This is a genomic window from Paenibacillus shunpengii, assembly GCF_042684905.1.
Taxonomy (GTDB): Bacteria; Bacillota; Bacilli; order Paenibacillales; family Paenibacillaceae; genus Paenibacillus; species Paenibacillus shunpengii.
Genome location: NZ_JBHUMJ010000002.1, coordinates 296,361 through 320,715 on the forward strand (window position 1 = coordinate 296,361; position 24,355 = coordinate 320,715).

The 24,355-nt window shown below is 47.9% G+C and carries 14 protein-coding genes; 11 read left to right on the forward strand and 3 right to left on the reverse strand.

Translation table 11 applies throughout. From position 1 onward, the window contains the following. The first annotated feature begins 28 nt into the window (after positions 1 to 28). On the forward strand, positions 29 to 4,795 hold the full coding sequence (locus ACFSVM_RS01275; RefSeq protein WP_090726688.1) for an S-layer homology domain-containing protein: 4,767 nt from the start codon (positions 29 to 31) through the stop codon (positions 4,793 to 4,795). A 149-nt stretch (positions 4,796 to 4,944) separates the two neighbouring features. Here ACFSVM_RS01275 and ACFSVM_RS01280 read toward each other — a convergent pair whose 3' ends face one another. Further along, positions 4,945 to 5,970: a serine hydrolase domain-containing protein gene (locus ACFSVM_RS01280; protein WP_177178815.1), complete on the reverse strand. Its 1,026-nt coding sequence runs from the start codon at positions 5,968 to 5,970 to the stop codon at positions 4,945 to 4,947. Positions 5,971 to 6,310: 340 nt separating this feature from the next. Here ACFSVM_RS01280 and ACFSVM_RS01285 point away from each other — a divergent pair, with 340 nt between their 5' ends. Both ACFSVM_RS01285 and ACFSVM_RS01290 read left to right on the forward strand, forming a co-directional pair. After that, on the forward strand, positions 6,311 to 7,192 hold the full coding sequence (locus ACFSVM_RS01285; protein ID WP_076312270.1) for a radical SAM/SPASM domain-containing protein: 882 nt from the start codon (positions 6,311 to 6,313) through the stop codon (positions 7,190 to 7,192). 156 nt (positions 7,193 to 7,348) lie between these two features. Beyond that, complete coding sequence (locus ACFSVM_RS01290; protein WP_076312635.1) at positions 7,349 to 8,335, forward strand: aldo/keto reductase; 987 nt, start codon at positions 7,349 to 7,351, stop codon at positions 8,333 to 8,335. A 132-nt stretch (positions 8,336 to 8,467) separates the two neighbouring features. Here the strand turns inward: ACFSVM_RS01290 and ACFSVM_RS01295 are convergent, their stop codons facing one another. Continuing rightward, complete coding sequence (locus tag ACFSVM_RS01295; RefSeq protein ID WP_090726691.1) at positions 8,468 to 9,685, reverse strand: GAF domain-containing sensor histidine kinase; 1,218 nt, start codon at positions 9,683 to 9,685, stop codon at positions 8,468 to 8,470. Positions 9,686 to 9,922: 237 nt separating this feature from the next. Here ACFSVM_RS01295 and ACFSVM_RS01300 point away from each other — a divergent pair, with 237 nt between their 5' ends. From ACFSVM_RS01300 to nadE, 8 genes are all read left to right on the forward strand, one after another. Then, positions 9,923 to 10,447, forward strand: coding sequence for an ArsR/SmtB family transcription factor (locus ACFSVM_RS01300; RefSeq protein WP_076312268.1), 525 nt, complete (start codon positions 9,923 to 9,925; stop codon positions 10,445 to 10,447). Further along, a complete protein-coding gene (locus ACFSVM_RS01305; RefSeq protein WP_090726692.1) occupies positions 10,444 to 11,712 on the forward strand; it encodes an MFS transporter in 1,269 nt (422 codons plus the stop codon). The genes ACFSVM_RS01300 and ACFSVM_RS01305 overlap by 4 nt, the downstream gene beginning before the upstream one ends. 160 nt (positions 11,713 to 11,872) lie before the next feature. Beyond that, positions 11,873 to 18,505 carry an S-layer homology domain-containing protein gene (locus ACFSVM_RS01310; RefSeq protein ID WP_379260001.1) on the forward strand — a complete coding sequence of 2,211 codons (6,633 nt, stop codon included), beginning with the start codon at positions 11,873 to 11,875 and terminating at the stop codon, positions 18,503 to 18,505. A gap of 169 nt (positions 18,506 to 18,674) precedes the next feature. Further along, positions 18,675 to 19,451: an NUDIX hydrolase gene (locus ACFSVM_RS01315; RefSeq protein WP_076312266.1), complete on the forward strand. Its 777-nt coding sequence runs from the start codon at positions 18,675 to 18,677 to the stop codon at positions 19,449 to 19,451. Between the two features lie 167 nt (positions 19,452 to 19,618). Further along, entirely contained in the window at positions 19,619 to 20,194 is a 576-nt protein-coding gene (locus ACFSVM_RS01320) for a cysteine hydrolase family protein (protein ID WP_379262831.1), read from the forward strand. Then, entirely contained in the window at positions 20,191 to 21,675 is a 1,485-nt protein-coding gene (locus ACFSVM_RS01325; protein WP_379260003.1) for a nicotinate phosphoribosyltransferase, read from the forward strand. Before ACFSVM_RS01320 ends, ACFSVM_RS01325 begins: the two co-directional genes overlap by 4 nt. A gap of 13 nt (positions 21,676 to 21,688) precedes the next feature. Continuing rightward, positions 21,689 to 22,303 (forward strand): nicotinate (nicotinamide) nucleotide adenylyltransferase, encoded by a 615-nt coding sequence (nadD, locus tag ACFSVM_RS01330; protein ID WP_379260004.1) that lies wholly within the window; start codon positions 21,689 to 21,691, stop codon positions 22,301 to 22,303. A gap of 32 nt (positions 22,304 to 22,335) precedes the next feature. Further along, the gene (gene nadE, locus ACFSVM_RS01335) at positions 22,336 to 23,154 is read left to right on the forward strand and encodes an ammonia-dependent NAD(+) synthetase (protein ID WP_076312263.1); all 819 of its coding nucleotides are present in this window, start codon (positions 22,336 to 22,338) and stop codon (positions 23,152 to 23,154) included. 150 nt (positions 23,155 to 23,304) lie between these two features. Here the strand turns inward: nadE and ACFSVM_RS01340 are convergent, their stop codons facing one another. Then, the gene (locus ACFSVM_RS01340) at positions 23,305 to 24,315 is read right to left on the reverse strand and encodes a phosphotransferase (protein WP_379262833.1); all 1,011 of its coding nucleotides are present in this window, start codon (positions 24,313 to 24,315) and stop codon (positions 23,305 to 23,307) included. Positions 24,316 to 24,355: the final 40 nt, after the last annotated feature.

Consider the following 24,355-nt stretch of genomic DNA (forward strand, 5'->3'; position numbering starts at 1 on the left):
TATTTTAACAAGATAGGAGAGATGGCCAATGAGCAAACGGACAAGTTGTCCGCTGCAACGATGGAGCTTGGTACTCGTTATAACGATCTTAGCGGGTCTTTGGACTCCATCCATGTCTAGCCGTACGGCGTATGCATCCCCAGAGGGGGATCAGATCGTCATCAGTCAGGTCTATGGAGGGGGAGGCAACGCGGGTGCAGCCTACATACATGACTTCATTGAGCTCTATAATCCGACTGAAGAAGCTGTAGATCTTACAGGGTATACCGTAAAGTATGCCAGTGCAACAGGCGTTTTTGGGACAAGTAATACGACCGAGCTGAATGGAGCTATTCCTCCCAACTCGTATTATCTGATCCAGCAGGCCAAAGGAAGCGGCGGGACAGCTGCTCTTCCAGCACCTGATCAGACAGGAAGCATCAACCTGAGCGGTACGAATGGCAAGGCAGGTTTGTTTCATGGTGAACAAGTCATAGACCTCATCGGTTATGGAAGTGCCAATGAATATGAGGGAAGTGCCGCTGCCCCAGGCTTGGGCAATTCAACCGCAGCTGTTCGTCTGACAGCACCTGGAGCAGATCCCGGCAGCAGGGGGCTGGATACGAACAACAATGCGATGGACTTTGCTGCTGTATCCCCGGATCCACGAAACTCCTCCTATGGACAGCCTGAAACGAAGACCGCAGCGGTGACCGTGAGTCCTGAACAGGGCGCTTATCCACAGGGAACGGAGATTCACTTGAGCTCTGCAACGGCAGGGGCTTCTGTATACGCAGATGTATACGGTCTGGGTGGAGTCAGCAGCGGTTACGAGCTGGTTAATGGACCGATTGTGCTTAACGAACCTGTGACGATCCATACTTACGCAGAGAAGGATGGACTGGAACGTAGTGAAACTTCTATTTATACTTATGATCTGCTTCCGCATATGACCATAGCAGAAGCAAGACTTGCCGCTCAAGGTGAGCAGGTCATGGTATCCGGAATCGTTACTCATGTGAGCGGCAGCAAGATGTACGTGCAGGATGAAACAGCTGCCATTGTCTTGTATGGCTTCCCCAGCTTTGCACAAGCAGGAGATCGGGTTCGTGTCAGCGGAGTCATGGATATCTATAACAACCTGCAGGAGATAACTACTTCAGACGGACTCCCTTATACTTTGATAGAGAACAATGCAGGAGTGCCTTCCCCAGTTCAGCTGACAGGGGCAGATCTCGCTGCAGATTCAGGTGAGCAGCATGAGGCGAAGCTTGTATACATGGATAACGTGAATATACGCGAGAAGTCAGGCAGCAGCTGGATTGCTGAACAGGGCGGAAGCGAATTTACTATTTATTCGAATCTGCCAGGGATTGCAGCGGGCAAGTCCTTTGATAAGATCGTTGGTGTCATCGAGCAGTACAGAGACGTTTATCAGCTTATACCACTGAATGAGGAGTCCTTGATTGAGGATCTCTTGTCGGTGAATGCCAGTCCGGCAGCGGGCAAGATCGTTAGGGGGCAGCAGGTTGTACTGACTTCACCTACAGCTGGTGCGGACCTGTATTACACGCTGGACGGTAGTGATCCGACGACATCAAGCACGCTCTATGAAGACCCAATTACAATTAATGTGAATACGGTAATTAAAGCTATGGCTGTATCAGGCAGTGACACCAGTGAAGTGTATACCTTCTCCTATGAAGCAACCGAACAGCCGCGCATTCATGATATCCAGGGAGCAGGGCATAGCTCTCCTTATCTTGATCAGCAGGTAAGTCATATTGAGGGCGTTGTCACTCAATTAGGATACCGATTCAGTGATGGAAGCTATCAAGGGTTCTACATCCAGGACTTGGAGCCGGATGAAGATCCGAATACTTCGGAGAGTATTTATATTTATAGTACTAATCTCGACTTGAAGCCAGCTACTGGGGATATGGTAAAGATCAGCGGTACAGTCGCAGAGTACAACGAAGGAAGCAGTAGTAATCTAACAACGACACAAATTGTACCGACCTCCATTATAAAAATGGGAGAGGCTGAGGAACTGCCTGCTCCAATCCTACTTGGCAAGAATGGCCGAATCATACCTTCCGAGGTGATTGATAATGACGGGTTCACTGTCTTTGATCCGGAAGAGGATGGAATTGACTTCTACGAATCGCTGGAAGGCATGAGAGTTCGATTAGAGTCCCCGGCGGTTATCAGCCCAGCATGGACAAGCAGCCAGATCTTGAACATTCCAACTCGTATTGATAATGGAGAAGAGGAAGTGCTTACGCCGGCTGGCGGTCTTGTTCTGAAGCAGGAGGGTAACCTGAATCCGCAGCGGATTCTGATTGCTTCAATGGCTGCGAATCAAGATATCCGAACGGGGAGTCAGTTTGCGGGAGATGTAACGGGTGTCATCGGATATAATGCAGGCAACTTCAAGGTGATTCCTGCGAAGGATGCATTACCTGCGCTCCTGCCATCAACTTATGAGCAAGAGATAACGGATATTGAGCCTGATCCGGAGCAGCTGATCGTAGCCAGTTATAATATTGAGAACTTCTATCCGGGTGTCGGCAGCAGCAAGATGACGAAGCTTGCAGCATCCATCACTTCGAACATGAAGCAGCCAGATATTATTGGACTGGTAGAAGTGCAGGATGCTAACGGTCAGACAGACAACGGCATCGTTGAAGCGGACGACAGCTATCGGGCACTGATTGACGCCATTATCGCAAATGGTGGACCGGAATATGCATTTACCGACATTGCTCCGGTGAACAATGAGGACGGTGGAGCTCCAGGTGGAAATATTCGGGTAGGCTTTCTCTATAATCCGGAGCGAGTGACCTTGGCGGAGAGTATAGAAGAGCGAAAGGGAGGCTCCACTGAGGCAGTAACTTATGATGCGAATCAGGATCAGCTTAGTGTAAATCCCGGCCGAATCGAGCCTCAGCATGCTGCTTTTCTGGAATCACGGAAGCCGCTTGCGGCCCAGTTTGAATTTCATGGGGAGAAGGTCATCGTGATTGCTAATCATTTCAACTCTAAATCAGGTGACAACGGTCCTTTCGGTAATGTTCAGCCCCCGGTTCTGACTAGTGAAACACAGCGGCACGAAATTGCAGCGGTCGTGAACGGTTTTGTAAAGAACATCATACAGGGGAATGAAGCATTAAATAAAGAAGCGAACGTCATTGTGCTAGGGGACTTGAATGATTTTCAGTTCACGGAGACGGCAGAGATCCTAAGAGGAGATGAGCTGGATAATCTGATCGATACCCTGCCTGCCGGAGAACGATACACCTACACATATGATGGGAATTCACAGGTGCTTGATCATATACTTGTTAGCAAAAATTTAACGGAGTACACACAGACTGATGTGGTTCATTTGAATGCTGATTTTACAGAAGCAAGCGGAAGAGTGTCTGATCATGATCCTGTCTTGGCTCAGATTGATATTGTGGGAGCAGGAAGTGAAGAAGCGCCGGAGAATCCAAATCCAAATCCGAATCCGGGTACGAATCCAGACACGGATCCAGTGACTCCGCCTAGCACTGGCACGAAACCGCCTGCTGGGAATCCTGAGCCCGTCGATCCGCCTGAGACAGAAACAGGAACGATAACGGTAGAAGGCGTGATGAATACGAATAGTGAGATGAACATTGCTGAAAGTGAAGTTACCGGAGAGCAAATTGCAGCAACACTATCCAGTGTGCAGGATGGAGTGCTGCGTATAAAGCTTGATATGGATGACAAGGACTATGATTCTGCACAAATCTCGTTATTACCGGAAGCCATGGACTTGTTGCTGCAGCACAGAGCGAAGCTGACGATTCAGATCGGCGTGTCTTTTGGAAGCTATGAGCTTCCGATGGAAGAGATCGATCTGTCACAGATCAGAGCTGAGCTTGGTGCCGGAGCCGGTGAGTTTGAGCTGAAGTTCGCCTTAACGAAGGATCGGGCTGCAATCCAGCTGGCAAGCTTGAAGGGATATTCCCCACTGGCGGCTGTCAATTATTCGGTAGCTGCATTCTCAGCAGAGGGGCAGGTCTATGAATTGATCGAGTTTGATCGCTATATAAAAAGAACGATAAACCTAACCCCTTATGAGCTTGATAGATTACAGCATATGGCAGCTGTACGTGCAGAGGACGAAGTCAATGCAGATCGGCTGCAGCCTGTGCCGTTCCAATTGAATGGGAATGAAGTAGAAATATTCAGCCGTTCGAATAGTACCTATCTGCTGCTGGAGCATCCGGTGACCTTCGGAGATATGAACGGTCACTGGGCACGTTCGAATGTGGAGGAGCTGGCCGGCAGGATGATTGTTACCGGTACAGCGGAAGGCATCTTCGACCCGAATACAGCCATTACTCGAGCAGAATACGCGGCAATGCTGGTTCGGGTACTCGGGTTAACTGCTACACCGGAAGCGGTGGTCTACAGTGATGTACCGAACAGTGCATGGTATGCACATAGCATACAGGCAGCAGGGAGTGCAGGGCTTATAACCGGCTACTCGGATGGCAGCTATAAGCCGAATCAGCGTATTACCCGTGAAGAGATCGCCGTAATGACTTATCGTGCAATGCAGTTCGCAGCCTATGAACCGACTAGCTCTAATCGTACAATAACCTATTTGGACGACACGAGAATTGATGACTGGGCCAAGGAAGCCGTTGATGAACTGAGCAGACTCGGTGTATTATACGGTGATCGAACAGGTCGCTTTGACCCATCCAGATCAGCAACCAGAGCGGAAAGTGCGGCTGTAATTGACCGGATGCTCGATCTTCTGGTCTATAATCAAAATTAATACCTATCCATTATAATAAAGGAGAGGACAGCGCGATTCGTGCTGTCCTCTTCATCATGGAACGGATTAGAGTATACTGGAAAAATGTGTACTGCATCATTGTTTCAGACGTGTCCTCTCTCCATTTTTGCAGAGAGGCACTCGCTTAATTATTTTACCCTCCTTAGCAGCTCCATTCCGATGTGGGTTGGATTCATTGCGAAGGAGGAGGTGCGCTTGTTAGACAGCACGACAACCCCGATCTCCTGTTCAGGAAGGAAGCCCATAAAGCTCATATAGCCATGAGTACCGCCATTATGCCAAATGAGGTTATCTTTAAGCTGGTGAAACCAGCCGAGCCCAACGCCAAACGTGTCATTTTTTTGAAAGTGTAATTGCTGGGTAATAGAATAGATGCTGGTCATTTCCTTGTCCGGGTGTAGGCCCATATGTACGGATAGAAACGTTAACAGATCGCTGATGCTGGAGCGGAATGCACCGGTGCCAGGAAAATCCTGAAGTACAAGCTTAGCGGCTCTCCGTCGGCCGGTATACCCGGGTACAAGTCTCTCACGTGCTTCGGAGGAGAGGTGGATTGCGGTGTCCTGCATTTGCAGGGGAATGGTAATTCCATCCTGTACGGCCAGCTCATATGTCGTCTGAAGCTCTGTGGCCAGAACATGTCCCAGCAGTCCCATCCCTGCGTTGGAATATTGATATTTAATCCCAGCCTCCTTAGCTGAAATTTTGCGCAAATAGAACGCGGCTTCGGATAAGCTGAATGCAGAATAAGGATCACGGCTGTTCCTGGTATCGAATAAATTTCTGGTTTCCCGTAAAAGGCTTCGTGACGGCAGACCCGAGGTGTGGGTCGCCAGATGCTTAAATGTGACCGGCGAGTCGGGCGGGAGCAGGGGGACATATTGTCCAAGTGATTCGTCGATCGTCAGGAAGCCGTCATAATGCAGCTGGGCCAGTAAAGACACCGTGAACAGCTTGGTAATCGAGCCGATCTCGTAGATCAGTCTGCTATATTCAGACGTTGGATAGGGACTTAAATCACCGATTCCATATACGCGTCTTTCATTACGATAGACAGTGCCGATCACGAGCACGGCCTCTTTGTGCTTGGCATAGTAGCTTTCCAGACAAGAGTCTATGAAATTTTGAATAGTTAGTGATAGAAAGGGACTCAAGTGGAGCATCGCTCCTTTGGATATATTAGGAATATTGTTTTATTAAGATTATTTTATTCGATTGTTACCTGGTTGTCATTCGACTCGAGGCTATTTATTTTAACCTAAGTAATAGAAAGACGAATCAATGTTTATAAAACCACATCTTGAAAGAAGTGACACCGTTTGAGAAGAGATCGAAGAACAGCACATCCTTCTCTCAATCACTGAGCGAGATAAAGAATGAGTTTAATGAGGCGACGAAGGCATTCAATGATAAGCACGAGGCTGTTGTAGCAGAGATCAAGGCAATGTTGTAAACTGGTAGAACAGATCTTACAAAGAATGGAGAACGTTCGAGTTGAAGACATTCAAGAAGGTATACGTTGAAATTACGAGCATCTGTAATCTTGCCTGCAGCTTCTGTCCGCAGACCAGCCGTCAGGCTAAATTTATGCAGTTGGATACTTTTGACCATATTCTGGATCAGATCAAACCGCATACGAACCACATCTATTTGCATGTCAAAGGCGAGCCGCTGCTGCACCCGAAGCTGGATCAGCTGCTGGATGCTGCATATACCAAGGGGTTCAAAGTGAACATGACGACGAACGGAACGCTGATCGAGAAGGCGAAGCATCGGATTCTTGGTAAGCCTGCAGTAAGACAGATGAATTTTTCGCTGCACAGCTTTGACGGTCATGAGGGTTCGACGAATCGGGAAGGATATCTTACGAGTATTATTTCGTTTGTCCGTGAAGCGGTCAAACAAGATATCATTGTATCCTTCCGATTGTGGAATTTGACACAGGACAACATGACCAATCTGGAGAAGCAGCGTAATCGGGAAACGCTTGAAGTGCTGGAGAGAGAATTTCAACTGGACTTCAAGATTGAGGAGAAGGTGACACCCGGCAGCGGAGTTAAGATCGCGAAGAACATTTACTTGAATCAGGATCATGAGTTTGAATGGCCGTCTTTAGCAGCTCAGGAGGATGATGGCAAAGGCTTCTGTCATGGGCTTAGAACACAAGCCGGGGTATTGGTGGATGGCACTGTCATTCCGTGCTGTCTGGACGGCGAGGGTGTTATTAATCTAGGAAATATAAACAGCACTCCGTTCTCCGAGATTGTGGAGGGTGAGCGGGCAAATAACCTGTTCTATGGCTTCTCGCGGCGGGAAGCGGTGGAGGAGCTGTGTCGTAAATGCGGTTATCGCAAAAGATTCGGTACAGGCGCATAAGCACATGATTATATAAGATTACCCTCAAAGAGTACCCTCATTAATGAGCTAATCTTCTAAATAGGTATTGACTTGGAGTTAACTCCAAGTGTGATAATAACGGGGATCAGCCGAGCTGATGACATTAATGGAAACTGAGGTGCTTACAGAATGGAAATGGAATACGTAAAGCTTGGAAATACCGGTTTGGATGTATCCCGGCTTTGTCTTGGCTGCATGGGCTTTGGAGAAGCAGACCGCTGGATTCACCCCTGGGTACTTAATGAAGAGAACAGCCGTCCGGTAATTAAAAAAGCGCTTGAGCTGGGTATCAATTTCTTTGATACAGCGAATGTATACTCGGATGGGACAAGCGAGGAGATCGTAGGCAGAGCGCTGAAGGATTACGCCAATCGCGACGAAATTGTCTTGGCGACAAAGGTGCATTTTCGCATGCACCAGGGTCCCAATGGCGCAGGTCTTTCTCGTAAGGCCATTATGAGTGAAATTGATAAAAGCTTAAAAAGGCTGGGGACCGATTATGTAGATCTGTACCAAATTCACCGCTGGGACTATGAAACGCCAATCGAGGAAACCATGGAGGCACTGCATGACGTGGTGAAGGCCGGCAAAGCAAGGTACATTGGTGCTTCGGCGATGTATGCATGGCAGTTCTTGAAAGCGCTGAATGTAGCAGAGCGTAATGGCTGGACTCGTTTTGTGTCCATGCAGAATCATTTGAACTTGATCTATCGGGAAGAGGAGCGTGAGATGCTGCCGCTGTGCCGGGAAGAGAAGATCGGCGTGATCCCGTACAGTCCGCTTGCCGGTGGCAGATTGACACGAGATTGGGAGGAGACAACCCATCGTTCCGAGACGGATCAAACGGCGAAGTCCAAATATGATCCGATGGCGGACAAAGATCGCTTGATTGTGGATCAGCTTGCGGCGATCGCAGAGAAACGCGGGGTCCCTCGTGCGCAAATAGCACTTGCCTGGCTGCTGCAAAAAGAACCTGTCACCGCACCGATCATTGGTGCAACAAAAATATCTCACCTTGAGAATGCGGCTGCCGCATTGTCGATTAAATTGACTCCTGAAGAGATTACTGCACTGGAAGAGCCGTATGTTCCACATCCGGTGGTCGGTGCGCTCTCCCGCTAAGGTAAATATTAAAATATGAGGAAACTATTCTAAAGAAAGAACAAGGGTTGAACCGATCCGGCGGTATATAAACTCATACGAATGTCAAAGGAGCAGCTCGCTAAGACGGCTGCTCCTTATTTATTGAATAACTTATGAGGCTGCGCAGCTGCAAAATTTAAATATAAACCGGCTTCCGCGCTCGCTCGTTTCTTCAAGCCACACCGATCCGCCCATTAATTCAGCCAGGTGCTTGCAAATGGACAGCCCAAGTCCTGCTCCTCCAAATTTACCTTGGTTGGTATGAATTTGGGAGAAGGATTTGAAGAGAAGATCGATCCGATCCGCAGGGATACCAACCCCTGTATCTCTTACTTCAAAACAAATATTCGAGGCATTCTCTGCCCCATCCTCAAATCGGACAGAGATACCGACTTCACCCTGCTCGGTGAACTTGATGGCGTTTCCAAGCAGGTTAATCAAGATTTGACGTGTCTTCTGACTGTCTCCATGCAGTACTAAATCCTGACTTACATGGTATTCAGCATATAATCGAATTCCCTTTTTCTGCGCTTCGGGAGTGAACAGCTGTATAACATGCTCAATGACTTCAGTTAATTGAAAAGGATGATTTTCAATTGAAATGGCGCCGGCTTCCATCTTGGAATACTCCAATATCTGGTCCATCATGTTCAGCAGATGATTGCCGCTCTCTTCTATAACATTGACGTATAGAGCTTGATCCTCATTCAAATCGGTTGATTTGAGCAAGTCGGCCATACCCAGCACCCCATTCATCGGTGTACGGATTTCATGACTAAGCACGGCCAGCAGATTTTTTTTATTATCGAGAACCTGCTCGGCAGCTTGCTCGGCGGTCTGTAACCGGTCAAGGGTGGACTCAAGCTCAAGAAGATCTGTATAGAAGGAAGACAGGGAGAGAAGAAGATCAACATCTCGCTGCTGATAGCGGTAGAATCCAGGATCAAAGGAACAGAGGGACCCATAAAATTCCCCCTTCTCATTCCTTATAGGCACCCCGATGAACGAGCAGCCCCCAACGAATCGAGTGGCATCCATATCCTTGGTTAAAGGATGGGTCAGATTATTATCAATGATGAGCGGTCCCTGAGCATGTTCGGTAACGAGAGCACAATACGACTCTGCATTATCGACGACCAGCCCTTCTTCAAGAATAAGCTTGTCTCGATTAAAAGATTTGAGCACTTTCGTAGATAGGTGATCCAGGTTCGCTATACAAAACGTGTTAGCGGGTATGAGCTTACTGGCTGTATTCATCACATTCGCAGCAGAATCATACAGCTTATGTGAGATCACTGAGAGAACATCAATGTACTCTGTTTTTAACATGACTGCCTGATTCCTCCTAATCGAGTACTTTTGCATAGATTCTCTATATTCTATTAAGCCCTAACCTCTATAATAGTTTGAATTCTCTTATAATAAAAGAGGGGGATAAACTGATTAATGGGGGATAAGTCTATATTTTCTAAAATGCCTATTTACAAACTTTTCCTGTTCTGATAATCTAACTTTACAGATTGATAATCTAAATAATTAGATCGTTATAAATAGGAGGTAGACCTAATGAGTGATAACAATATGCTGAATGTCTCTATAGAACAGTCTAAGCTGCTTGGCAATGCACTCCGAGTGAAGATTATAGGGCAATTGACCACGACCCCCAGAACGGCAAAGCAAGTAGCAGACCTGTTGGGTGAGTCGGGCGGGAACGTGCATTATCACATCACGAAGCTGTACGAAGGGGGATTACTCGACCTCGTGGAGGAGAAGAAGATCGGCGGTGTTACAGAGAAGTACTACCAATCCAGATCAAAATGGTTTAATTCGTCATCTCCAGAGGCCCTCGATCCCGTAATCAGTGCAGGCTATTCATCCAAAAAATCAACGACGATCAATCTTCGGCTCATGTTGACTAAAGAGCAGGAAGCAGAGCTGACAGAGGAATTTAAGGTCTTTCTTGAGCAATGGGTTCAGAAAACATCGGGTAAACAAGAGAATGGCGAATATGAAGAGTTCAGTATCGGTGTGATGATCAAATCTGTTGAGTCACAGGATGATCAGCCTGTGGAGAAGGAGACAAAGGAATGAGTCTGTGGACGAATAGGAACTTCTGGTTTATGTTTCTGGGAAGGGTCATCACGAACATCGGTGACTCTCTGTACGCTGTGGCAGCCATGTGGCTTGTATCGGAGCTCGGAGGATCTACTTTATATACAGGGCTCGCGGGCTTTCTATCCATATTTCCAAGGTTTATCCAATTCATCTCCGGTCCGATCATTGATCGAATATCGATTCGCAGATTATTAATAGTGACACAGCTCTCACAGGCGGTGATCCTGCTGCTCATTCCCTTAGCGGATTATATGGGCTTTCTGACCGTAGGTCTTGTCTTGATGATCTTCCCAATTCTATCCTCCCTGAATATGTTCGTATATCCTGCACAAGTATCCGCACTACCCAAATTTGTTGAATCCAAAGACTTATCCAAAGCCAACTCTTTATTCACCTTTGCCAATCAAGGTATTGATACAGCATGTAACGCCGTTTCTGGTGTTATCATTGTCGCTTTCGGTGCAGTATCCATCTACTTGCTGGATTCTGTCATGTTCGTCATGGGAACTATTATCTTCTCCATGATTCGCCTGCCGAAGATTCCTAAGAAGGAATCTGAAGACACTTTCCATCTGCGCACGTTCTTCAGTAATTACAAAGTTGAGCTTGTTGAAGGTGTCAGAATATTGTTAAGTAAATCCGTTTCTCGTCTGCTGATGGGCGTGATCGTAATCAATTGTGTCGGCGGAGCTACGTTCGTTGTACTGCCGGAGTTCGGCAGGATGCATGGTGGAGCTGAGGTTTATGGATTCCTGCTTATGGCGCAGGCTGTCGGCAGTATGCTCGGTGCTCTTCTTGCTCCTTATCTAAAGCTTGAACAATACGGCATGGGCAAAATTTATGCTGCCGCATTTGTAGTCAGTGGAGTGCTGTGGTCGCTGTCCATGTTCACTACGAATCTAGGGTTGGCGATCGCTGTCTATGGGCTGGCCTGGTTTCCTGGGGGCATAACGAATATTCTAATCAATACGTATCTTCAAAAAGGAATCCCGCAGCATCTGCTGGGTCGTGTGTTCTCTGCCTCTTATAGTTTAAGTGGAGTAGCCATGCCGCTTGGGTCATTGGCAGGAGGAATTCTGGGCCAATTCATCAGTCCAGCACAAGTGATTATGATAAGCGGGATTATTGTGCTCTTGGTCGGGATCTATTGGTTCTATGATAGAACGACCCGGGGCCTGCCCAATTCTAAGAATGTCAACGAGAGCTCACTGATTGCCGAGAATCATTCGTTATCTGTTTAGCAGACTAGGTATTCTGATTGTCGTCTAAGGCGACTTTCTGAATACCTTTTATATTTCTAAGGGGCTTTGGTTACAAAACCCTTTAGTTAAGTTAACAATTCATTACTACAATTTGGTAGAGCGTAAAAATAATATACAACACCCGGGAGAGGATAAAGAAATGATGATTCGTTGGTATCGCAGATCAGGACAAGCTTTCCTTGCCTTTCTGCTGGCATTACTCTTCATGCTGCAGCCGCTGGGCAGCGTTTATGCGGCCATGTCAGAAGCACCGGATACGGCATTTGGCCGTGTTTTGGATGTAAGAAAAACAGAGCTCGCTCCAGGCGCAGATTATACTTGGTATGACATGGAGATCGAGCGTGGGCTCGAAAAAATGCATTTCGTCGAGTTTAATCCGGATTCACCTCATTTGGACCTGCGTGCAGGCACAAAAGGCGGATACGTATATGGCATGGAAGGCGTGTCGGAAATGGCGGAGCATACAGATGCTCCAGGAAACCGCGTAATCGCGGGCATTAACGGTGACTTCTATGACCTGTCAGGCTACGGAACAGGTGTACCGAATGGCCTATTTGTTGATCAGGGCCGCATCTTGAACAGCGGTTCCAGTTCTTTTGCTTTTGGGCTTATGGAAGACGGGACGTCGGTTTATGGTAAGCCCAAGCTGACGATGTCGGTGACCATTGACGGCACTCAGACCAATCTGACGAGCATAAATCGTTACAGAGAGAACAATCATCTGACGTTATATACGCCGGACTTTTATGCATCTACGAAGACAAACGCATCCGGCACCGAGGTTGTGCTGCAAGTGCTGGAAGGTGATGTGAAGAGCGGAGAAACAATGAAGCTGAAGGTGCTGGAGGTTCGGGCGAATCAAGGTGACGCACCACTTGCCGAAGGCACCGTTGTCTTGTCTGCATCCGGAACGAAGCTGCCGGTTGTCAGCTCCCTGGCAGCAGGGGATGAACTGACGGCCAGCTTCCAGCTGGATGGTGAATGGCAGGACGCAAGCATGGTAATCAGCGGTCAGGGACCTCTGGTGGAAGACGGTGTAGTACAAACCGGCGTGGGTCCAGAGGGTGTACACCCGCGTACGGCCATTGGGACAAAGGCTGACGGCTCCATCGTGCTGTTTGAGATTGACGGACGTGCACCGGGCTTCAGCGAAGGTGTGACAACAGAGGAGCTTGCCAAAATTATGGCCGATATCGGCGTTGTGGACGCCATGAATCTGGACGGAGGCGGTTCTTCCACATTCGTAGCCCGGATGCCGGGCACATCGGATGTGCAGATGCTGAACCGGGGTTCTGACGGCGGTGAGCGTGCAACGGGCAACGGCCTGCTGCTTGTGAACACTGCGCAGGAGGGGGCTGCATCAAGGCTTGCTGTATCACCAAGCGAAGAGCGTATCCTGACAGGCTCTTCTTATCAATATCAAGCAGCAGCGATTGATCAGACAGGTCATCCTGCTGAATATGAAGGTGCTGTGACTTGGTCGGTATCTCCTGACTTGGGAACTATTTCGGAGGATGGGGTACTCACCGCCGGACAAAATGCCGCGACCGGTCAAGTTGCAGCATCTGCAGGAGGTCTTGAAGGCACGGCTGAAGTTGAGGTTGTGGATCAAATTACGGAGCTTGAGTTCCCGGATGATATTAAGACCTATAATACCGGCGTTAATGAGACCCTGACGGTGAAGGCATTGCGGGATGGTCAAGTCATTCAATCGAGCAATGATGTATTTGAATGGCGGGTAGAAGGTGATATTGGCACAATTGATGATAATGGCGTGTTTCATTCGACGAATGAGGGCGGCCAATCAGGTACTATTTTTGTCAGCTACAAAGGCATCGAGACCTCAATGGAGGTTAATGTAGGGGTACCCCCGGTTGTGCTGGAAGAGTTCGAGAGTATTGAGAACTATAAATCCAGTGGTGCGGCATACAATACGGTCAAGGTTGACTTGAATACCGATCCGGATTATGTCCGTTCGGGGGACGGTTCGATTAAGCTCTCCTATGATTTTATCGGTAAGATAGGTACATCGGGAGCCTATGTATCCTCGAACAGCAGTGCAGAGAATATCCAAATTCCCGGGTATCCGCAGAAGATTGGAATGTGGGTATACGGCGACGGGCAAAAGCACTGGCTGCGGGCACAAGTACGTGACGGCAACAATGCAGCCTTTGCGATCGATTTTACAGGTGCCGATCCTGGTGTGGATTGGACAGGCTGGAAGTATGTTGAGGCCAATATACCGGCAGGGAAAGCAACACCTCTCACCATGGACTTGCCGGTTCGCTACATGGAGACCAACAATAACAAAAAGACGGCAGGTGCGATCTATATCGACCAAATCCGGGCCGTCTATGGGCCGCTTGACGAGGATCACGAGCCTCCAGTCATTACGGATGTGACGCCTTCTGAAGATACAGCAGTAACGACAGGCACACCGGTCATTCACGCGCATGCGGCTGACGCCGGCTGGAATGCTGAGGTTCATCCGGGAACGACCCTTATTGATCCTGCCAAAATCCGGATGTATATCGACGGGGAACAAGTAGCGCATACGCTGTATCCGCCGGAAGGTCGTATCAGCTACACGCCTGGGCTTCCGCTGGAGGACGGATATCATACGGTGAAGCTTGCGGTCCGCGATCTGTCCGGCAATCAGACGATCAAGGAATGGAGCTTCACTGTAGATACAGGAACTCCAAAGTTCCGTTATACTACGCCAGAGCAGGTATATGCGGGACATACTTACATGGTTGATATTTCGGCCGACCAGATGGATATGCTTACCGGCGGTCACCTAGAGCTGGGATTCAATACAGCCTTCGTTAAAGACATCTCTGTAATAAAAGGAGATAAGCTGACGGAATCACAGTTTACGGGGTCCGTTGACGCTGAGACAGGCGTCACTCGTATGCAGTTCAGCGGTTTGGAGTCGGCGTCTCTTACGGATGAAGATATCATCGCTCAAATTTCGTATACAGTGAATGGCACAGCTTCCGGATCGAATGCTATTGCTTTCCGTTCATCGGAGCTTGATATGGTAGGTTCGAATGAACCGAAATCTTATCGAGGTGCATCCCTGAAGTCCGAGATCAAGCATGAGCTTCTGCTCCAGTGGGACGAAAATATAGCGCAAAATTATGTTACCACTTTTACAGTGACCGATGAGAATGGCCAACCGGTAGAAGGCGCTAAGCTGTTTGCAGATGGAGCTGAGATTGGCGACGGGACGCTGGTTACGGATGCATCAGGTCAGCTTCGTACAGGTCAGCTTACGGAAGTAATAAAGAGCTATGATGTGCAGGCGATTAAAGATCAGCAGCACAGCCTGGTTTCGGAATTTACGACTTCTGTGCTTGCAGGTACAGAAACGCCTTACAATATTACGGTCGGCATGGGCGAGGACCCGGTCACCTCGCGCAGCTTTAACTGGCACACACATCCGAATGCAATCGGGACCGTTGTAGAAATTGTGGAAGAGGAAGGCTTTGCAGGCTTTGATCAGCCGGATGTTATCCGCTTAAGCGGTGACAGCCATCTGTTTAATACACCGGACACTGGGACCATTCGTGTTCACAAAGCAAACGCGGACGTGCTTAAGCCGGGAACGGCTTACGTATATCGTGTAGGCGATGGTACAGAGCATTACAGCGAGCAAGGCTCCTTTACAACAGCACCGGAGACAGGCGATTATTCAAAGTTCCTTGTGTTCGGGGATTCCCAGGCTGCTAATCTTGCAGGCTTTGAGCTGTGGGGCCGCACGATGGATGCCGCAATTGCGGAGCACCCGGATGCCGAATTTATGGTTCATGTAGGGGATATGGTCGATAATGGCTTCAAGGAGCAGGAATGGAATTGGTGGTTCTCTGAAGTCCAGGAAGAGCTGATGAATCTGACCGCAGTTACGTTGGTAGGTAACCATGAAGTGACAGGGACGAAGGAGAACGGGTATTTCCTGGCACATTTCAACCATCCGCAGAATGGTACCGAGAATCAGAAAGGAACGAACTACTCCTTCGACTATAAAAATATGCATATCTCTGTTCTGAACAGTGAATACGATATTGAAGAGCAGAAGGCATGGCTTGAGACCGATCTGGAGAATACGGATAAGCAATGGAAGCTGGTCTTCTTCCACCGCGGGCCGTATGCGAGCATTTACGATACAGAGAATGTGCGTACCGCATGGACTCCGGTGTTTGACGAATATAATGTAGACCTGGTCATGAATGGCCATGATCATATTTACTTGCGTACTTATCCGCTCTATAACCATGAGATTGTAGGTGAGCGTGAGGGCACGACGTATATCATTCCGGGTTCCACCGGTCCGAAGTTTTATGAGCGAACCGAACGGTATTTCCAAGATGTTGTCGAAGATGAGGATATACAAATGTACTCCTCCGTCGAAGTGGATGGAGATACGCTGACGGTAACGACCAAAACGGTTGATGGCGAATTAGTGGATGTAGCCGTACTTGAGAATCCTACGTATACCGTAGTAGCTCCAACAAGCGAAATTCAAGTAGGCGAAGAATTACAGCTCAGTGTCAGCGGCATGCTGCCTGAAGATATGGAATGGTCCGTAACAAAACCATCTGAAGAACAGTCGGAAGAAGGTTTGGAAGGATTAGTCGAGGTCTCCGAAAGCGGCGTAGTAAAAGCAATAAAGAGCGGGGATGTTGTGATTCGTGCCACAAGCAAGTCCTCGCCAAACCGATTCGGAGATATTAAACTTCATATTACCGATGCGGAAGCGCCGGTGGCTATCGAGCTTAAAGGGAAACCATGGCTGAAGCCGGGAGAAACAGATACGACGGTAGTGGAAGCTGTCTACGCTTCGGGTGAGCGCATGCCGATAACGGAAGGCATTCAGTACCAAAGCGCGGATCCAGCCATTGCGGAGGTGGACGAGCTCGGAGTGGTAACAGCACTTACCGAAGGCACGGTCAAGATTACGGCTAAGTATGCCGGGCTGACTGATGATTATGATCTGCAGGTCATAGAAGAGCATCTGGAGCCTGAGCTTGCCTACATCCAAATCTCCGGACCGGAACAGCTCCAAGTTGGCGAAGCTTCGGCGACAGTGACGCAGGCTGTGTATACGGATAACAGCTTGCATCCTCTGACTGAAGGCGTGCAATATACGAGCAGCGAGGAAACGGTGGCAGCCATCGATTCCGAAGGCACTATTACTGCACTCCGTGAAGGAGTAGCCGTTATTTCAGCTGTATATGGGGAGTTTAGCAATGCATTCACCCTTACGGTTCTTGACGAGGAACAGCCCGCAGTTCAATTAGAACGAATTGAGCTCACAGGCATTCCATCGAAGCTTGAAGTGAATGACACAGCAAAGGCACTCGTCAATGGTTATTACAGTGATGCTACTGTATCGGAGATCACCGAAGGCGTGAGATTCAGCAGCAGCAACGATAATGTGGCTTCAATTGATACGAATGGTCTGATCCGTACACATCGCAAGGGCGAGACTGTGATTACAGCGGTATACGGAGAAGAGTCTGCGTCTCAAGCTTTACGTGTAGAACCGTCTTCCGACACTACAGGCCCTGATGAGGATAACAGCGAGAGCGGCAATGGAAGCAACGAAGATAACGGAAGCAATAATGGCAATGGTGAAGAAGAAGCAAGTAATACACCGGGTCAGCTGATTGTTTCAGAGGAAGACCTGAATGCACTTGGCTCAGAGGAACAGATTCAATTCTCAATGGGCAGTAATTCATTCACCGAGCTTGTGATGCCGGGCAAGGCAGCCGAACTTGCCGAAGGAAAGACCATCACGGTTCAGGCCAATAATATTAGGCTTGTAATTCCATCGGAGGTATTGCGGAAATTTGCTGATCTGGCATCAGATGAGCAGCTGGCAGACAGCACGATTGTACTGAGAGCCAAGGCTGCTGATGAGGCGGAAGTCTCCTCCTGGCTAAGTCAGGCAGAAGACCGGTACGGAGCAAATCTTCAAATGGGAGGAGTATATGACCTCACGCTGTCTCTAGAGCCAAGTAACGGTAAAGTAATAACACTCAATGAATTTGAAGAACCTATCGTTATTTCACTTCCTATTCCGGAAGGAGCTAATCCCGCTTTAACTGGAATATACTACGGCGAAAGTGATGGCTCTGTAACCTATATGAGCGGAACGGTTCGGAATGGCTGGGTTACAGCAGAGCTGAATCATTTTAGCTTCTACGCAGCGATGGAATATAATAAATCGTTTACTGACTTGTCTGTGGGCCATTGGGCAGAATCGGCTGTGAAACAGCTTGCGGCAAGGCAGATTGTTGAAGGCACGACCACGGAACGCTTCGAGCCGAATCGTACCGTTACGAGAGCGGAATTTGCCGCCATGCTGGCAAGACTGCTAGATCTTGAAGGAGAAGCGCAAGCAGATTTTACAGATGTCTCCTCAGAACAGTGGTTTGCAAATGAGGTAGGGTTGGCAGCGGATGCAGGAATCGTACAGGGCTACACAGATGGTTCATTTGCTCCTGCACAGAGGATCACTCGTCAGGAGATGGCTGCTATGATCGTTCGTGCATATACCTTCAAAACAGGTGAGAAGCCAGAAGCAGGCGATGCTGAATATACGGATCTGGCGGATTCTCCTCATTGGGCAGTACAAGCAATTAAGGTCGCTCATAAGTTAGGCGTGGTTAACGGATTCTCGGCAGATGAGTTCAGACCATTTGGCGTCGGTACTCGTGCCGAAAGTGCAAAAATGATGTTCAACTTAGCAAATATCATGAATCCATAAGTTGTTTCTCAGTGACAATAAAGTTGTATTAGTAAATCCCCCGGCTGTTGTGATCCTAGCCGGGGGATTTATTTATTTCAAATATTTGGTTGACAAAGAATGCTGTCTTGCATATAATATAATTAACAAATTGATAATTGTTAATAAGTTACTTGAGGAGATCATGGCAATGTCTAACACAGAAGCAATGGAACACTACGATATCAAAAAGTATAGAACACCGGATGGTTATACCTCAGACATTGCTGTGTTCACGATTGTTCCCGTTCGAAATGAAGAATTCAGGCCTCCCGTGATGGATTTGAGAATTATGCTGATCCAGAGAAGCATGGTAAATAGTGAAGGTAAGCCAAATATCGAGGCGGGTAAATGGGCGCTTCCTGGCGGGTTTGTAGATCCGAAGGAAACAGCATTCCAGAGCGCGGAGCGCGAGCTTCACGAGGAAACAGGGGTACAGAATATTCATTTGGAGCACTTTGGAGTATATGATAAGCCGGGGCGTGATCCGAGAGGCTGGATTATCACGAATGCCCATTTTGCGATTGTTCCAGAGCATGAGCTATCCGCAAGAGAAGCCAACGACGATGCAGCGGATGTGCAGCTGTTCTCGGTCAGCGAGGTGCTTGAGCTTGATCTGGCGTTTGACCATGCAGTCATTATCAAGGACGCTATTCAGGTCATTAAGCAGAAGCTGCTCGAAACAACCATTGCCAAACAATTCTTACCGGCAGAATTCACGTACTCTGAGCTCCAGGCCGTTCTGCTTACTGTTACAGATGATTCAGCGATAACGTTAGAGGCTGCCTTCGCAAGAAAGATCAAAACACTGCCTTTTATTCAGGAAGTAACGGGGCAGAAGACGACGAGAACGTCAAAAAGGCCGACACAGCTATACCGATTTGTTGATGTGTCCTTGAATAAGTCGATCTATCATGCGAAGCTGTAATCCTTTGTCTGACAGCACTTTGCAATAACGATGATGAAGTGCTGTCAGAATAAATTCGAGATAACAAAATATGAAATGAATCCACACAAGCATCATTCTCTTGTGTCTTATTAATTAACAATTATGTAATAGTTAGATTAAATTAAAGGAGCTGTTATTGGTTAATGATGAACAATAAGAAAGCGTTAATTCATATTGACTATACGCAAGATTTTGTAGCTAGTGATGGTGCACTGACCTGTGGTGAACCCGGACAGCGAATTGAACGCAGAATTGCAGATCTAACCGAAGAATTCATTCAGCAAGGAGAGCTTGTCTTTTTTACAGTAGATGTGCATCAAGCTAGTGACCCTTATCATCCTGAAACAAAGCTCTATCCACCACACAACATCAAGGGCACAAGCGGTCGTATGCTCTATGGTGAACTCGAGAACATCTATCAGCATAATAAGAAGAGCGAGAATGTATTTTGGATCGACAAGACAAGATATAGTGCATTTCAAGGAACAGATCTGGAACTGAGACTCCGGGAACGCAGAGTAGAGGAGCTGCACCTTGTAGGCGTCTGTACCGATATATGCGTTCTGCATACCGCAGTAGATGCTTACAATAAAGGTTATCAAATCGTTGTTCATGAGGATGCAGTAGCCAGCTTCAACACAGAGGGGCATCGCTGGGCCATCGGACATTTTGCAGGAACTCTCGGCGCAGCGATCTATAGAAATGGAGGAATTATACGATGAACAAAATCGAGCTTACACAGTTACAGCATCAGGATGACAGTATGGCACTGCATACGGATAAATATCAGATTAATATGGCAGAGGCTTATTGGCGGGATAACATGCATGAGCGCAAAGCCGTCTTTGAGGTATATTTTCGCAAGCTTCCTTTTCAGAACGGATATGCTGTTTTTGCCGGCTTAGAACGGGTAATACGTTATTTGAAGGGTTTTTCCTTTACAGAGAGCGATCTTGCGTATCTGCGTGAGGAAGGTTACGAAGAGGCATATCTTCAATATTTGCATGGGCTAAGATTCACGGGTACGGTATATTCGATGCAGGAAGGGGAGCTCGTATTTGCAAATGAACCGTTAATGCGCATTGAGGCACCACTGGCAGAAGCACAGCTCGTGGAGACGGCGATTCTGAACATTGTTAACTTCCAAACCCTGATTGCAACGAAGGCATCTCGCATCAAGCAGACCGCTGGCACCGATTCATGTGTTGAATTCGGGACACGAAGAGCACAGGAGATGGATGCAGCCATATGGGGAACCCGGGCCGCTTATCTTGCAGGATTCGATGCCACCTCCAATGTGAGAGCAGGGAAGCTGTTCGGCATACCTGTCGCAGGAACACATGCCCATTCCATGGTTCAAGCGTATCGAGATGAATATATCGCCTTCCGAAAATATGGAGAGACTCATCAGGACTGTGTATTTTTGGTTGATACTTATGACACACTGAGGTCAGGTGTTCCTACGGCGATTCAGGTTGCGAAGGAACTGGGTGACCGGATTAACTTCAAGGGAATTCGTTTAGACAGCGGGGACCTGGCTTATCTGTCCAAGGAAGCTCGCAGGATGCTGGATGAAGCGGGATATACCGAAGCTCAGATTTACGCATCCAACGATCTGGATGAACAAACGATCATGAATCTGAAGTCGCAAGGTGCACGGATTGATGTCTGGGGTGTAGGAACCAAGCTTATCACGGCCTACGATCAGCCTGCGCTTGGCGCGGTATATAAGCTGATTGCGATTGAGGATGAGAATGGACAGATGGCTGATACGATCAAGATTAGCTCTAATCCGGAAAAAATATCGACCCCTGGCCGGAAAAAGGTGTACCGCATTATCAATAAAACGAATGGCAAGTCGGAAGGCGACTATATTGCACTCGATCATGAGGAGCCGTCCAAGGAGGAACGTCTCCATATGTTCCATCCAGTGCATACGTATATAGGTAAATTCGTTACTGAGTTTGAAGCCAGAGCGCTTTATCATACGATTTTTGCAGACGGAGAATTGGTGTATAAGCTTCCGACACTCCAAGAAAGTCGAGATTTTCTTAACCGTAATCTTAGTCTATTATGGGATGAATATAAGCGGACACTGAATCCGGCAGAATACCCGGTTAATCTGAGTAAAGCGTGCTGGGACAATAAAATGAAGCGGATTGATGAAGTGAGGCAGAGAGTGGCCGCAGCCATGAAAGAGTAAGGAGGGAGCGTCGGTGGCGAAAATAGGTATCTACGGATCGTCCTTCGATCCTATTACGAACGTACATTTATGGACGGCCAGTACAGTGGCTCACCGTGCCAAGCTGGATAAAGTGATCTTCCTGCCTTGCTCAAGCAAGCGCCAGGACAAAACGATGAATGTCAGCGACGAGCATCGAATGAACATGATTAACATGGCGATTCAGAACAATCCCAAGTTTGAAGCAGACCCTTACGAAATGCAGCAGCTTGGCTGGGAAATCGCGACCTACCTCACCCTTAGACATTACAGAGAGAAGTTCCCGGATGATGAAATCTACTTTATCATGGGTGCCGATCTGCTTGTGGATATCGGAGAGGGCAAATGGAGCCGGGCAGAGGAGCTTATTCGCGAGAACAAATTTATCGTTATGGCACGGGACGGAATTAATATGTTGTCTGCAATCAGCAAATCGCCGATTCTAAGGAACTCGGATGATGGATACACGTTTCACTTGATTGATAAGGGTCTGGCCATGGAGATCAGCTCAAGCTATATCAGGGATGAGTTGAGAATGGGAGGCGAACCCCGCTATTTAGTCCCTGATCCATGCTATGACTATATTAAAAAGCATCAATTATATAAATGATTTTTACATCAAAAATAGGGAGGAACCAAGAAATGAATACTCAAAAACAAATCATAGAAGAACTGAATGTAAAGCCTAGTATTGTCGCAAGTGAAGAGATCAGCGCAAGAGTGAATTTCCTGAAGGATTATTGCAAAAAGACAGGAGCCAAAGGATACGTGCTCGGCATCAGCGGCGGACAGGATTCCACATTAGCCGGGAGACTGGCTCAGCTGGCCGTGGAATCGCTGCGTGAGGAAGGATATGAAGCTCGCTTTACTGCGATTCGCCTGCCTTACGGAACTCAGCTCGATGAGGCGGATGCGATGGCAGCCCTTGAGTTCATTCAACCAGACGATACGGTCGTATTTAATATCGAAGACTCGGTAAATGCCTTCACAAGTGAGTATAATTCAGCCGCAGGGCAAGCATTGGCGGATTATCACAAAGGGAACGTCAAAGCCAGAATGCGTATGATCGTGCAATATGCGGTTGCAGGCGAACGCGGAGCCCTCGTCATCGGTACAGATCACGCTGCAGAAGCGATTACGGGATTTTTCACCAAGTTTGGAGACGGCGGTGCAGACCTCATTCCTCTCTCTGGACTATCGAAGAGCCAGGGCCGGGAGCTGCTGAAGGAGCTTGGTGCCTCGGAACGTCTGTATTTGAAGACTCCGACAGCGGATCTATTGGACAATAAGCCTCAGCAAGCAGACGAGACCGAGCTAGGAATCACATATGAGACACTGGACAGCTATCTTACTGGACATGAGGTTGATTCGACATCTGCGGCGAAGATCGAAGCGCGTTACAAGGCTTCACAGCATAAAAGAGAGCTTCCGGTTACTCCGCAGGATGAATGGTGGAAGTAAGTCGTAAGGATCAAATTTGACCGTATACCCTGAAATCTCTTAAGTAGAAATTCCCAGATTGATAATCCTTAATTTAGTATCTAAAAAGTAAAAGCTCCGAAAACCCACTGCAATCAAGGGTTTTCGGAGCTCTTTTTTTAAGAGTTAATCCTATACAGGAATGCTCTTCATTTCATAGATTTTTTGGAGTGTATCGACATGCATGGTCTTCTCTTCATCATCCTCAGTGTGGAGATACCACTCCACGAGCCTGTACCCGAATGCGAGAAGGATCATCTCGTGTACACAATGCTCGGCGATAGGGGGTACATTCGCATATTCCGAAAATCCTTTGTAATACGCAGGGACACATCGCTGGTAATATTCGATCATGTGATGAATATCCGCTTCATCCGCAATCAGGCTTGCGAGATCCTCGCCCAGGTAGCCCCATCCGGATGTATCCCAGTCGATGAGCGCGATTTTATCCTCGGAATAGATCAGGTTGGTGACCCAGAAGTCCCGGTGGCACAGCACGAGGGGCAATTTCTCGATGCGGGCAAATATCTCATCTGAGTGCTCATCGATATCGATAAGCATTTGCCGCGCATGCTGCGGGAAAGCACAGTCCTCCGAGCGTATATAGTCATACACTACCGGCCATGATCGGTAGTGGAGATACGTATTCTTCATGAGATCCGCAGGGCTCAGGTTGGTCAGACTCTGCAGTACAGCGGGCTGCTCTGCGTACAGCTTGCCTTGATAGCGGCCTAACTCCAGCGCGGCGTGCTCATACATATCACCAGTCAAGTCTAAACCTGATACGCCATCGATATATTCCAGCCATAACTGGAATTCATCTTCTTCGGCATTCATCTCCGCGTAATAACATGTCGGCCAGCGTAAGGCATCCGAGAACGTCGCTCCCAGATCAGATGCATAGAGATCATATTCCCGGCGCCAAGAACCCGGATCGCCGTATCGGTCCCATTTCTTCTGGATTTTAAGCACGATATGGTATGGCAATTGGTCACCATCCATGCTATCGGCGTTTCCAGTAACGAGGTACACATTACCCACAGTGCCGCCTTGTAGCGATATCGTTTGAAAGTCAGTGGAGATAATATGGGTCTTGAACTGCTGGCTTAAGGCATGGATCAGTGCATCAATTTTAATATTTATTTTTAGCTCCTTTAATATTGTTTGTTAGACGCAAAAAAGA